The 13,443-nt window shown below is 74.0% G+C and carries 10 protein-coding genes; 5 read left to right on the plus strand and 5 right to left on the minus strand.

Features of this window, described 5'->3' with window-relative positions:
• Positions 1-12: 12 nt before the first annotated feature.
• Positions 13-1,611 carry a peroxidase family protein gene (locus ACGFZA_RS02305; RefSeq protein ID WP_393676583.1) on the plus strand — a complete coding sequence of 533 codons (1,599 nt, stop codon included), beginning with the start codon at positions 13-15 and terminating at the stop codon, positions 1,609-1,611.
• A gap of 101 nt (positions 1,612-1,712) precedes the next feature.
• Here the strand turns inward: ACGFZA_RS02305 and ACGFZA_RS02310 are convergent, their stop codons facing one another.
• Both ACGFZA_RS02310 and ACGFZA_RS02315 read right to left on the minus strand, forming a co-directional pair.
• Entirely contained in the window at positions 1,713-1,994 is a 282-nt protein-coding gene (locus ACGFZA_RS02310; RefSeq protein ID WP_393676585.1) for a hypothetical protein, read from the minus strand.
• A 116-nt stretch (positions 1,995-2,110) separates the two neighbouring features.
• Positions 2,111-4,291, minus strand: a complete 2,181-nt coding sequence (locus tag ACGFZA_RS02315; protein ID WP_393676587.1) for a hypothetical protein — start codon at positions 4,289-4,291, stop codon at positions 2,111-2,113.
• A gap of 541 nt (positions 4,292-4,832) precedes the next feature.
• Between ACGFZA_RS02315 and ACGFZA_RS02320 the strand changes: the two genes are divergently transcribed.
• The 4 genes from ACGFZA_RS02320 (at position 4,833) to ACGFZA_RS02335 (ending at position 9,767) form a co-directional block, all read left to right on the plus strand.
• Complete coding sequence (locus tag ACGFZA_RS02320; RefSeq protein WP_393676589.1) at positions 4,833-5,816, plus strand: acyl-CoA desaturase; 984 nt, start codon at positions 4,833-4,835, stop codon at positions 5,814-5,816.
• A 185-nt stretch (positions 5,817-6,001) separates the two neighbouring features.
• Entirely contained in the window at positions 6,002-7,228 is a 1,227-nt protein-coding gene (locus ACGFZA_RS02325; RefSeq protein ID WP_393676591.1) for a beta-ketoacyl-[acyl-carrier-protein] synthase family protein, read from the plus strand.
• A 125-nt stretch (positions 7,229-7,353) separates the two neighbouring features.
• Positions 7,354-8,952 carry a hypothetical protein gene (locus ACGFZA_RS02330; RefSeq protein WP_393676593.1) on the plus strand — a complete coding sequence of 533 codons (1,599 nt, stop codon included), beginning with the start codon at positions 7,354-7,356 and terminating at the stop codon, positions 8,950-8,952.
• Positions 8,953-9,017: 65 nt separating this feature from the next.
• Positions 9,018-9,767, plus strand: a complete 750-nt coding sequence (locus ACGFZA_RS02335) for a DUF4239 domain-containing protein (protein ID WP_385288269.1) — start codon at positions 9,018-9,020, stop codon at positions 9,765-9,767.
• 273 nt (positions 9,768-10,040) lie between these two features.
• On the opposite strand, the gene ACGFZA_RS02340 is transcribed toward ACGFZA_RS02335, so the two are convergent.
• From ACGFZA_RS02340 to ACGFZA_RS02350, 3 genes are all read right to left on the minus strand, one after another.
• The gene (locus ACGFZA_RS02340) at positions 10,041-11,681 is read right to left on the minus strand and encodes a phospho-sugar mutase (protein ID WP_393676595.1); all 1,641 of its coding nucleotides are present in this window, start codon (positions 11,679-11,681) and stop codon (positions 10,041-10,043) included.
• 256 nt (positions 11,682-11,937) lie between these two features.
• A complete protein-coding gene (locus ACGFZA_RS02345) occupies positions 11,938-12,762 on the minus strand; it encodes a purine-nucleoside phosphorylase (RefSeq protein ID WP_385288263.1) in 825 nt (274 codons plus the stop codon).
• Positions 12,763-12,897: 135 nt separating this feature from the next.
• Positions 12,898-13,335 carry a gamma-glutamylcyclotransferase gene (locus tag ACGFZA_RS02350; RefSeq protein ID WP_024490113.1) on the minus strand — a complete coding sequence of 146 codons (438 nt, stop codon included), beginning with the start codon at positions 13,333-13,335 and terminating at the stop codon, positions 12,898-12,900.
• Between the last annotated feature and the right edge of the window lie 108 nt (positions 13,336-13,443).

Consider the following 13,443-nt stretch of genomic DNA (forward strand, 5'->3'; position numbering starts at 1 on the left):
TCCGGAGGACCCATGACCACCACCGCCCCCTCCCGGCCCGAGGCGCAGACCACCGGCCGGGACCGGTCCAGGGACGGCTGGCGCAACCGCTTCGAGTCGCACCTGCTGACCCACTACGGCCCGATGTGGCGGATGGTGCACAGCCGCCACGCGCTGCACCGCCGGGTGAACTCCACCCTCACCGACCTGGCCGTGCTCAAGGCCCCGACCCGCCCCAACCCGCTGAGCACCAAGAGCCCGTACACCTCCTGGCCGTCGCTGACCGACCGCTCCTACGTGGGACGGCACCTGCCCCCGCTCGCGGACCCGCACCCCGCCCGGCCGGCCGTGGAGACGGTCACCGAGCTGTTCCGGCGCAGCGGCCCCACCCGCCCCTGCGGGCGTTCCAGCGCGCTGCTGCCCGCCTTCGCCCAGTGGTTCACCGACGGCTTCCTGCGCGGTCACGGAGCCACGGGCGACCCGCGCAGGACCGACTCCCCGCACACCCTCGACATGTCCCAGCTGTACGGCGACAGCGAGGAGGCCACCGCCTGCCTGCGGACGTTCGAGGGCGGCAGGCTGAAGAGCCGCACGGTCGACGGCGGCGAGTTCCCGCCCGCGTTGTGCGAAGGCGGAAGGATCAAGCGGGAGTTCGGCGCGCTCAAGCCGGTCCGCTTCGACGAGGTTCCCGATCAGCTCCGCGACACCCTGTTCGCCTGCGGCGGCGACCGCGTCCACGCGCACATCGGGCCGATGGCGATGAACGTCCTCTTCCTGCGCGAGCACAACCGGGTCGCGGCCGTCCTCGCCGCGGCGCACCCGGACTGGGACGACGAGCGGGTCTTCCAGACCACCCGGAACACCCTGGTGGTGATGATGATCCGGGTGATGCTGGAGGAGTACATCAACCACATCACGCCGTACCACTTCCGGTTCGTCCTCGACCCGGTCCGCACCGACAAGGGGGTGTGGCACCGGGAGAACTGGGCGACGATCGAGTTCAGCCTGGTCTACCGGTGGCACAGCCTGATCCCCTCCACGTACGCGATCGGCGGCCGGGACGTGCCCCTGGCAGGGACCGTCGCCAACGGGCAGCTCGTCCTTGACCGGGGCCTCGGGCCGCTCTTCCAGGACCTCTCCCTCCAGCCCGCGGGCCGATCCGGTCTGTTCAACACCGACCCGCTGCTGCTGCCCATCGAGGCCCGGAGCATCGCCGTGGGCCGGGAGCTCGGCCTGGCCACGTACAACGACTACCGCGCCTACTACGGCTTTCCCCGCGTGACCGACTGGCAGCAGATCTCCGGCGATCCGCAGGTCCGCGAGGGGCTGCGGGACACCTACGCGCGCGTGGACGACGTCGAGCTGTTCGTCGGGCTGTTCGCCGAGGAACCCGGGCCGGGAGCCATCTTCGGCAGGCTGCTCGAACGCGTCATCTCGGTCGACGCCTTCTCCGAGGCGCTCAACAACCCGCTGCTGGCGCCGCGCCTGTTCACCCCGTCGACCTTCTCGCCCGAGGGGATGCGGATCATCCGGGAGACCCGCGGCTTCGCGCAGCTGGTCCACCGCAATCTGCCGGAGGACGACGGACGGTACGTCGTCTCGCTCGCGGCCCCCACGGCCCCGGGCGCCTGAACGCTCCCACGTGCGGGCTCCGGCCCGGGGGCGGTCCTCGGCCCGGTCCTCGGCCCGGCGCGGGGGCCGGCCTCCGCGGGCTCGGGCGCGAGGGGCGGCCCTCAGCCCGGAGCCGTCGCGGGCCGGGCATGGCTGTCCAACGCCGCCGCCGCGGTGCGGAGTTGCTCCGCCGCGACCAGGCAGGACGATGCCTGGCGTTCCAGCGCGGGGCCGCTCCAGTCCGGAGCCTCGGCCAGGCCGCCGAGTGTCGCGGCGGTGGCGCGCAGGGTGCGCGCGTACTCCTCCAACCTGGCGGCGTCGGCCCGCAGCGCGTCGGCGAGGCCGGGCAAGGTGCCGGGGTCGGGCGGGGCGGCCGTGTTCCGGCCGGGGATACCGGTCACCATCGGTTTCACCTGTCCTTCGGTGTGCTGGGGGCTGTCTTCGTGTGCCGTCCTGGGGCTGACCGCGTGGGCGTCCTCGGCTGCCTGTCCGCGCGTGCCGTGTCCGGCTCCCCGGGCGCTCAGCGCGGAAGTTCGGCGCCGGCGCCCCGGCGGGCCATGAAGTCGTGGCAGGTCAGCACGGACCGCGGCCTCGCGGAGTCCAGACCGAGCCGGTGCAGCTGCTGCGCCAGCGGGTGCGCCTGCGCGTCCACCCGCAGCCTGACGCGCGGCGCGGGGTGGAGCCGCGGCCTGCCGTGGTTGCGGACCTGGACGCGCAGCGTCCGGTCGCCCCGGCGGCCGTAGAGCACCCAGTCCGCGTCGGGACAGCGGACGGCGGGGCCCAGTCCGCCCGTCAGCCGGATGCCGGGCTCCACCGCTCCGACACTGATGTCCCGGCCCAGCAGATCGACGTCGAGGGCGGAGACGGACGCCGGCTGGCCCCAGATGTCCGAGGCCACCGCGCGGGCCTCCTCGGTGGAGACCGCCACCCCGACGACGTGACGCCCGGTGCGGCGCAGGTCCATCGAGCGCGTCAGGTCGAGGGCGAGGTCGAACGGCCGCGGCCGCCACAGGTCGTTGACGATCACCGACAGGCCGACCTCGCTGTACGGGCCGATGGTCGTGCACCGGTGCTCGTACACCGAAAGCACCGCGAGCGCCCGCCGCCCGAGGCGCGCCGGCACCATCCAGGTGACGTCGGGGAGCAGGCTCCTCGCCGCCTCCGCGTCGACGGGGAAGAACGCGTGCGCGGCGGTCGAGTCGTAGTAGCGCACAGGGGTGTCCACCGGACCGGCGGAGGTCAGTACGGGAGCGGTGGGAACGGCCAGGAACGGATAGCCCTGCGGCGGGTGGGCGCGGTCCTTGAGCTGGTAGGACTGCGTGCGCAGCACCTCGCCCCGGTACGGCGCGAGTGCCTCGTCGACGTGCAGGGCGGCGTCGGCGATCACCGTTTCGAGGTCGCGGATGTACGTGCCGAGCATGTGGCTCAGGGGGAATTCGTGGGTCGGGCCGATGTAGTCGACCTCGTACCAGTCCGGGTGGGGATCGAAGACCGAACCGGCCGCCCTGCCGTCGAGGATGGGCACGATGTCGTGCTGGTTGGTGATCGTGGCCGCCCAGGTGCGGGGGTCCGCGGGCTTCTTGTGGTCCACCGGGGAGCCGACCGCGACGACGTGCGTGACCCGGTAGGTGCGCGAGAACTCCTCGCTCTGGGCGAGGTTCATCACCGCGATGCCGCCCTCGCTGTGCCCGATCAGCGCGACGTCCGCCCCGGCGGGTATGCCGTAGTGCCCGATGGCCCGGAGGATCGACCGGGTGTACGGGGAGTCGGCCATGAACAGGTTGCGCCACGCGCCCACGAAGTCCTGGGGCGAGTCGTTGCGGGGCCGGCCCGGGGCCATTCCGGGGGCGTGCACGACGTGCCGGACGGTGCCGTCCGGGCCGCGGACGTCCTGGATGAGGATCCGGCCGTCGGTGGACAGCAGATCGATGTTGCGCAGGAACCCCAGGAACGAGCCCCGGACGCTCAGACGCGGGGACTCCTGCGCGGTCAGTTCGACGGGGTCGGCCGCGCCCTCGCCGCGGTCGAGTTCGCACAGGTACGACGCCCTGACCCCCTTCACCGGATCGGCGCTGAGCTCGCGGCCCGTCGCCAGGGCCCAGCCGGTCTCGTCGTTCATCGGGTCCTCGTCCAGCAGGGCCCGGATCGCCAGGAGTTCGGCCGTGATCGGTGCGAGTGCGGACAGGGCCTGCTGAGCGCCGCGGCTCCTGAACAGGGCGCGCAGCGCGCGCAGTGACGCCAGGTCGCGGTCGGCCGTCACCGCGTCGACGATACGGCGCATGCCGGCGTCCCGGACGAGCTCGGGATGGTCGAGCAGGACGGCGCTGATCCGCAGGCGCAGCGAGGTCACGGCGACCAGCGCGGCCAGACTCTCCCGTCCCAGGATCTCGCCGCCCTGTCCCAGCCGGCGCCCCGCCCCGCGGTCCGCGGTGATGGCGGAGCCGAGGCCCTGCTTGCTCATGAGGACGCGCAGGGTGGCCCACTGGGCGGGCAGCCCGGTACGCGGACGCCTGCGGGCGGAGGCGCGGAACTCCTCGTTCAGGAGCACGGCGGTGGTGCGCGCGGACACGGCGCGGACACCTTCGGCGACCGCGACCACGTCGCGCGCGCACTGCCGCAGCAGTTCCCTCGCCGGAACGGCCGAAGGGCCGTCCGGTCCGTCCGCCGTCCGCGACGCGCCTGTAGGGGGGTGCTCGGCCATCAGGATGGTCCCTTCGTCGACCGGGACCCCGCTTCGGCCGGGCCCGTACTCCGACCACCCCATCTTTGGCCGGTCGGTCACCGGACGCACATCGGGCGGACGGGCGCCGGTTGGTGCGTGCGGGTGATCGCCGGGTGCCGCTCCACGCGGGCGGCCGCCCCGGACGTCCGCGCGGGCGCCGCCACCCCACCCCGGGAACCGCTGGGCGGGCGGACCCCAGGACCGGCCGGCGCGCCACCGGAGATGTCTCCGGGACGGCGTCAGCACTCCGGACGCGGGGCACCCGGGCGGGTGCCGCCCGCCCGGGGGCACCGCCGGTTCCGGCGCTGCCGGAGGCCTCCCGGTCCTGCACAGTGATCATCATGTGCTGTCCCGCCCGCCGCTCCCGGCCGCACCCTCGCGCCCTCGCCTTACGAGAGCCCGCGGCGTCACCGCCGTACGGGAGCCCGTCGCCCCACCGCCGTACGGGCCGGAGCCGGGGGACCGCACCCCTTCCGCCCTCCGCCGTCCAGCGACGCCCTCCAGCGAAGAGAGCCCGCCCATGTCCTCGTCGTCTCCTCCCGCCGCGCCCCGCCACCGTGCGCCGCTCCCCGACACCGTTCCCGTCGGCCTGCCCCTGCGCACCGGCTATCTGGTGATGCTCGTGGTGCTGCCCCTCGTCGTCCTCGCGGCGGCGGTTCCCTTCGCGTGGGGCTGGGGCATCCACGGGCGGGACGTCGTGCTCGGGGCCGGCATGTACGCGATCTCCATCATGGGCATCTCCGCCGGATACCACCGCCACTTCACCCACCTGTCCTTCAAGGCGCGACGCCCGCTGCGGATCGCTCTCGCCCTCGCCGGAGCCATGGCGATGGAAGGCCCCGTCACCATGTGGGTGGCCGAACACCGGCGCCACCACCAGCATTCGGACCGCGAAGGGGACCCCCACTCCCCGTGGAAGTACGGCACGGGCCGGCGGGCGCTGGCCAAGGGGCTGTGGCACGCGCAGATCGGATGGTTCTCCTCCTCCCCGGTGCGCTCCAACTACCCCCGCTACACGCCCGACCTGCTCGCCGACCCCGACGTACGCCGCCTGGACCGCTGGTACCCGGCCACCGCGGCCTTCTCCCTGCTCCTGCCGCCCGTGCTCACCCTGGCCTGGACCCGGGACTGGCGGGAGGCCGCCCTCACCTTCTTCTGGGCGAGCCTCGTGCGGTACGCGGTGGTCCACCACGTCACCTGGTCGGTCAACTCCGTCGCGCACGCCTTCGGCCCCCGGCACTACGCGTCCCGGGACCAGTCGCGGGACGTGCGGTGGGTGGCGGCCCTCACCTTCGGCGAGGGCTGGCACAACCTCCACCACGCCGACCCCAACAGCGCACGCCACGGGGCGCTCAAGGGCCAGGCCGACCCCACGGCACGGCTGATCGCACTCTTCGAGAAGCTCGGCTGGGCGTACGACGTGCGCTGGCCCGACGAGCAACGCCTCGCCGCCAAACGCCTCGACGCGGGGCACACCGCGCCCCGCGGGACGAGCCCACAGTGACCCGTGCGGGACGGGGCCCGCACGGGCAGCCGCGCCCTGTCCGGCGTGTGCTGAACGAGCCGGCCGGCGCCCTGTCCGACGTGCGCCGAACGGGCTACTGAGGCGGAGCCCCCGCCACGTACTGACCGGACATTCCCGGCCTCGAACGCATAATCAGCCTTCATGCACCGAGCGATGGCATACGCATGAGGCGCGGCCCCGTGGCCGTCACGGGCCTTGGACTGATCACCCCGGCGGGGATCGGGGAGAAGGCCACCTGGGAGGGGCTGAGCACGGGGTGCTCCGCCGCCGCAGCCGATCCCGACCTCGACGGGCTGCCCGTCGCGTTCTCCTGCCGCGTCCCCGACTTCGACGCCCGGCAACTCCTGGGACACCGACGCGCGCGCCGCCTCGACCGGTTCGCCACGCTCGCGCTGCTCGCCGCCCGGGAGGCCGTCGAGGACGCCGGGCTCGCGGCCGGCGGACCGGCCGGCCCGCGCGTCGGCGTGGTCATGGGGGTGGGGAACGGTTCCATGCAGAGCTGGCAGGCCGAGTTCGACCGGCTCGCGGACCGGGAACCCACCCGGATCTCTCCCCTCGCACTGTCCCGCAGCGTGCCCAACATGGCCGCGGCCGAGATCGCCATCGACCTCGGCGCGACCGGCCCCAACCTGGTTGTCTCCACGGCCTGCGCCTCCGGCACCAGTGCCATCGGCCTGGCCCGGGACCTGCTGCTCTCCGGCGCCTGCGACGTGGTGCTCGCCGGTGGCAGCGAGTCGGCCCGGCTGCGGATGACCGCCGCGTGCTTCGCCCAGATGCGGGCGCTCTCCCGCCGCTTCGACGCCCCGCACGTCGCGTCCCGCCCGTTCGACCGCGACCGCGACGGCTTCGTCCTCGGTGAGGGAGCCGCCGTCCTCGTCCTGGAACGCCCCGAGGACGCCCGCGCCAGGGCCGCACGGCCACGGGCCTACGTCGCCGGGTTCGGGGCGAGCTGCGACGCGTACCACTTCACCGCGCCCCACCCCCGCGGCGACGGTGCGGCAGGGGCGATCCGCAGCGCCCTCGCCGACGCCGGTCTCTCGCCCGAGGACGTCGGCCACGTCAACGCCCACGGCACGGCCACGGCGAGCGGTGACGCCGCCGAACACCACGCCCTGCACCAGGTGTTCCGCCGTCCGCCGCCGGTCACCGCGCTCAAGGGCGCCATCGGACACGCCATCGGCGGCGCCGGGGCCATCGAAGCGGCCTGCACGGTGCTGTCCCTGGAACATCAGCTCATCCCGCCCACCGCCAACCTGGACGCACTCGACCCGGAGTTCGACCTCGACGTCGTCACCAAGGCCCCCCGTCCGCACTCCATGCGGGCGGCGGTCAGCAACTCGTTCGGCTTCGGCGGCCAGAACGCGGTACTGGCCCTCACCACCGCCGAGTGAGGCACCGGCGCCGCGCACCGGTCCGACGGCCGAGCGGGCGCCGTTCGAGGGAAAATCGGCCGCCGGTGCGGGGGCGCCGGGCGTGGCAGGAGCGGCAGCGGGCCCGACCCCACCAGCATCCCGGTGTGATCATCGGACGACATCGGTACGCGGAACCCCGCTTACGGCACCGCCGTCACCTGGCATCCCTCCTGCTGTCGTCCGTGCTCGCCGCGGTCGCGGGCATGGGTCCTCCCGTTCCGGCCCGCGCCGACGGCGCGGGGAAGCGCGGGCTGGCGCTCAGCGTGAGCGTGAACTCCCGCCCCGGAACGGGCGCGCTGCGACCGGGGATCCGGGTGGGGGATCCGGTGGTCAAGACCTACCTGCTGATCAATCGGGGCAGCGCCGACCTGTACGACGTGCGGGTGACCGACCCGGGCCTGCCGGGGGTGGCGGTCCGCTGCTCCGGCGGCGACCGGGTGCCGATGCTGCGGGGCCTCGGTTCGGCGCGCTGCACCGCGGAGACGAAGGCCCGGCCCGGCACCTGGACCGGGGACGTCCTCGCCTCCGGCCACATCCCCTATCTGCACGCCGACTCGAAGGCCACGGCGCGGTCGGGATACAAGGGGATCCGGAGCGCCCTCGCGCTCACGGAAGGCGTGACGGTCACCGGCCGGCAGGCGGCCATCCGCTACCAGGTGACGAACCGTGGCCGGCACGTCGTGTACGACATCCGGCTCAGCGACCCGCTCGTCGCCGCGGGCGGCATCGACTGCGGGGGCGGGCGGCCCGTCGTGGCGCGGATCGGGCCGGGGCGCTCCGCGCAATGCCGGGCGGTCGTACGCCGCGCACCCGGCGCGTACGTCAGCAAGGGGCTCGCCGGGGGCAGCGACCGGATCACCACGCTCGGCCGCACGGGCGGCAGGGTTCCGCCGCGACGGCTGACCGCACGCGCCTCAGGACGCTTCACCCTCCCCAGGCCCCCGGCCTCCGCCACCCGCCCGAGGCCCCCGGCTCGCGCGGCGGCTCCGCCGCGTACCGCGCCCCGCACCCCGCCCCCGGTCGCGGGCCCGCCACCGGCCGCCGCCCAGCCGCCGCCCCCGACACTCCAGCCGGTTCCCACGAACGCCCCCGGGCTGCCGGTTCCGACAAGCGCCCTGGGGCTGCCGCTGCCCCCACCGGGCGTCGCCGCCCCCGGCCTGCTGGCCGCCGCGGAGGCGGCGGCGGCCGAGCCGCCGGGGGCCGGCGTCCCGGGTTCCGGTTCCGGTTCCGGTACGGGCGCGGGATCGGGTACGAGCGCCGGTTCCGGCACCGGAACCGGCCCCGACCCGGGGGTCGGGACTGGTTCCGACTCCGGTTCGGGTACGGGCTCCGGATCAGGAACCGGTTCCGGATCGGGCACCGGCGCGAGCTCGGGATCGGGCACCGGCTCCGGCTCCGGCGCGAGCTCCGGCACGAACGCCGGCGCGGGCACCGGCTCCGGCGCGAACGCGGGCACGGGCGCCCGTTCGGGCACCGGCACCGGCACCGGCTCCGGGACCAGTTCGGGGACCGCCACGGGCACCGCCGGGATCACCGCTCTTCGGCCCGAGGAACCGGCGCGACGGGAGCAGCGCTCCTCGATCCTGAGCCGCCTGTACCGTCCGGGGCGCGGTCCCACCGGACTGGGAGTGCTCACCGTGCTCTTCCTCGTGCTGATGCCCGCCGCCATCGCCGCCGCCGTCCTCGGTTCCCGGCGGGTGTAGCGGATGGCGCGGATGGCCGGACCGACCCGCCGTGACCCACCTCCGCCGACAGGAGCCGGACTCCGATGACCGAAATCATCGCCATCGTTCTCGGCGTCGCGCTGCTCTCCGCCGCCATCGTGCTCGTACGGCACCGCTACTGGCCCGCGGACCCCGACGACGAACCGCGCGAGGACGTGGCCGAGTACATCTCGATGATGGTCGGCGTGCTCTACGCCCTGGTCCTGGGGCTGTCGCTGGTCTCGGTCTGGGAGACCCGTTCCAGTGCCGAAGGACATGTGCAGACCGAGGCCAGCGCGGCCCATCAGGTCTATCTGCTGGCCGATGGACTTCCGCCGGACAGCGCCGAGCGGGTGCGTACGGCCACGGCGGCCTACGTCCACCACGTGGTCGGCGCCGAGTTCCCCTCGATGGTGGGGAGCCGGCCTCTCGGCGAGGAGGGCTGGGTCCTGCTGCACCGGGTACGCACCGCCAACCAGGCCCCCGACGACGCGACGCCCGTGCAGCAGGCCACCGTGCAGGAGGTGCTCGCGCAGCTCAGCACGCTGGACGACGCACGGCGCGGGCGGGAGTCCGACGCCCTCAACAGGCTGTCCCCCACCCTGTGGCTCGGACTGATCATCGGCGGCGCCCTCACCGTGGCGTTCATGTTCATGTTCGGCGTCAAGCGAAACGTCACCCACGTCACCATGGTCATGGGGCTCACCGGTCTGATCACGTTCACCGTCGTGCTTGTCTACCAGCTGAACCAGCCGTTCAGCGGCCTGCTCGCCGTCGACGCGTCCTCCTTCACCCGGTACTTCCCGCGCCCGTGAGCCATGTCCCGGTCCGGCCGTCGCAGGGCGCCGCCGCGCGCCGCAGCCGGACGCCCCGGTCCGGCCGACGCAGGCCGCCGCCGCGCGCCGTCGCCGGAACACCCGCGTGTATGCCGGGCAGCCGACAGACAACTTCCTTGTGAAAGCGGACTGGTGAGCCGGCGCCCCCGCCCACGGCTGTACTGGGGCGATCTGACGCTCCGGTCCTGCGTGGGCCCGGGCACCGGCTTCACGTACCTGATGCGTACGTGAGCCGGCGCCCGGTTCTCCGGGTCAGATCCCGGCAGCGGCCGCCAGGTCCCGCTTGATACCGGCCAGCAGCTCCGCGCCCTTCGCGCGGGCCGCGGGCAGCGCGTCGGCCGAGGCGACCGGCACCACGACCTCCAGGTAGCACTTGAGCTTCGGCTCGGTGCCGCTCGGGCGGACGATCACCCGGGCGCCCTCCAGGTGGTAGCGCAGCCCGTCGGTGGGCGGCAGCAGGGGGGTGCCGTGCGACAGGTCCTCGGCCGAGGTGACGGCCAGGCCCGCGAGTGCGGTCGGCGGCTTCTCGCGCAGGAGGCGCATGGCATCCGCGATGACGGACAGGTCCTCGACCCGGACCGACAGCTGGTCGGTGGCGTGCAGCCCGTGCTCGACCGCGAGGTCGTCCAGCAGGTCGAGCAGCGTGCGCCCCTGCTCCTTGAGGACGGAGGCGAGTTCGGTAACCAGGAGCGCCGCCGTGATGCCGTCCTTGTCGCGGACGCCGTCCGGGTCGACGCAGTAGCCGAGCGCCTCCTCGTAGCCGTACCGCAGACCCTCCACGCGGGCGATCCACTTGAAGCCGGTCAGCGTCTCCTCGTAACCGAGGCCTGCCTTCTCGGCGATCCGGCCGAGGAGGGACGAGGACACGATCGACTCGGCGAACACACCGCTGACACCGCGGCGGACCAGATGGGCGGCGAGCAGCGCGCCGACCTCGTCGCCACGCAGCATCCGCCAGCCGCCGTCCGCGGCCGGGTCCGGTACGGCGACGGCGCAGCGGTCCGCGTCCGGGTCGTTGGCGATGATGATGTCGGGGTCCGAGCGGCGCGCGGTGGCGAAGGCGAGATCCATCGCGCCGGGTTCTTCCGGGTTGGGGAACGCCACGGTGGGGAACGCGGGGTCGGGCTCGGCCTGTTCGGCGACGAGGACCGGGGCGGGGAATCCGGCCCGGTCGAAGGCGGCGGCGAGCACGGAGGTGCCGACGCCGTGCATGGCCGTGTACACGACGCGGGCCGTGCGGGGCGAGCCCGCGGCCATGACCGCGTCCGTACGCGCCAGATAGGCGTCCAGGACCTCGTCGCCGAGGGTCTCCCAGCCGCCGTCGGGGCGGGGCACGGTGTCGAGCGGGCCGACCGCGGCGATCGCGGCGGCGATCTCGCCGTCGGCCGGGGGCACGATCTGCGAGCCGTCGCCGAGGTAGACCTTGTAGCCGTTGTCGCGCGGCGGGTTGTGGCTGGCGGTGACCTCGACGCCCGCGACGGCGCCCAGGTGCCTTATGGCGTACGCCAGGACGGGGGTGGGGAGCGGGCGGGGGAGCACCGCTGCCCGCAGACCGGCGCCGGTCATCACGGCCGCCGTGTCCCGGGCGAAGTCGGTGGACTTGTAACGGGCGTCGTAGCCGATGACGACGAGGCCGCCCTCCTGTCCCCGGTCCTTCAGGTACGCGGCGAGCCCGGCGGCGGCGCGGATGACGACGGCGCGGTTCATCCGCATGGGCCCGGCGCCGATCTCACCGCGGAGTCCGGCGGTGCCGAACTGGAGCGTGCCGGCGAACCGTGCGCCGAGCTCGTCGAGGTCCTCGGCGTCGATGAGCGCGGCGAGCTCGGCGCGGGTCTCGGGGTCGGGGTCCTCGGCGAGCCAGGTCCTGGCCCGCGTCATGAGGTCCTGCTGCACGGTGGTCCGCCTTTCGGAGTGGGTGCGACGCGTCGCGGGGTGCGGTGTGGAGCGGTGGGGGCGCCTGCGGCGGCGTGTTCCCCACCCCGCCCCTTCCCGGGACCGGGAGGATCTGCCCGCACCGGCCGCTCAACGAGCGCCGGCGGGGCCGGAGACGCGGCCGCAGGGCTTCGAACCCGGCCGGGCGGAGTCGAGCCCGCCGGGCGATCGAGGAGCGGCCGGTGCGGGGGCACGCCCCCGGACCGGCCGGGGCCGGTCAGATGCGGTCCAGGACCCTCGCCAGCAGCGAGCCCATCCGGGTCGCCGAGTCGCGCCCCGCCTGCAGCACCTCTTCGTGGTTCAGCGGCTCCCCGCTCAGGCCGGCCGCCAGGTTCGTCACCAGGGAGATGCCCAGCACCTCCGCACCGGCCTCACGGGCCGCGATGGCCTCCAGCACGGTGGACATGCCGACGAGGTCGCCGCCCATCACGCGGACCATGTTGATCTCGGCCGGGGTCTCGTAGTGCGGGCCGGGGAACTGCACGTACACGCCCTCTTCGAGGGTCTCGTCGATCTCCTTGCACAGGGCCCGCAGCCGCGGGGAGTACAGGTCGGTCAGGTCGACGAAGTTGGCGCCGATGATCGGCGACGCCGCCGTGAGGTTGATGTGGTCGCTGATCAGGACCGGCTGTCCGGGGCGCATGCCCTCGCGCAGCCCGCCGCAGCCGTTCGTCAGCACGATGGTCCTGCAGCCCGCGGCGACGGCGGTACGCACCCCGTGCGCCACGGCGGCGACGCCGCGGCCCTCGTAGAAGTGGGTACGGCCCAGGAACACCAGGGCGCGCTTCTCGCCGATGCGGTACGAGCGGATCGTGCCGCCGTGGCCCTCGACGGCCGGGGCCGGGAATCCGGGCAGGTCCGTCACCGGGAACTCGGCCTCCGGTGTGCCGAGCGCATCGCCGGCGGGCGCCCAGCCGGAGCCCATCACGAGGGCGACGTCGTGGGTCTCTGCACCGGTCAGCTCGCGCAGGCGGGCGGCGGCGTCGGCAGCGGCGGCGTGCGGGTCGCCCTGGATGTGGTCCGGAATAACTGATGCGTTCACGCGGATGAGCGTAACCGCTGAAGCCCTACGCGCGTAGATGCTCCTCTACAGAGTCTCACCGTGTTCGTTCGTGTGTTCCCACAGTCATCCCGCGGTGATCATGCGAAAGAGCAGATCAGGGCGGCCCCGTGGTGCTCAGCAGGGCCGCTTGCGGAGTTCCATCACATAATCGTGCGGCGCGCCCGCGGAGTCGGCGGCGTCGGCGATCTCGCCCAGGTAGCGGGCCGACGGCAGCCCGCCCTCGTACCCGTTCAGCACGTACATCCAGGCCGGCTCCTCGCCGTCCAGGGTGTGCACCCGGACCCGCATGCGGCGGTAGATGTCCAGGCCGACGCCCTCCCAGCGGTCCATGGAGTCCTCGTCCATGGGCGCCAGGTCGTACAGCGCCACGAACACCTGGGAGCGGGGCGCCTCGACCACCGTGGCCAGCGCGCCCTCCCAGCCCATCTGCTCGCCGCCGAACGTCAGGCGCCAGCCGTTCAGCCAGCCGGTGCCGCGCAGCGGGGAGTGCGGTGCGCGGCGCGTCATCAGCCGCGCGTCGAGGTTGCCGGCGTACGCGGCGTAGAGCGACATGGGATCGAGGGTACGGGAGGTGACACCGGGAGCGTCGATTCCTGAGAGGAACAACCCTGTCCGGGGCGCCCCGGACCACGTTTGGAGGGCCCCGGGGCGAAGCACCTT

The sequence above is a fragment of the Streptomyces sp. NPDC048211 genome, assembly GCF_043202315.1.
Classification (GTDB): domain Bacteria; phylum Actinomycetota; class Actinomycetes; order Streptomycetales; family Streptomycetaceae; genus Streptomyces.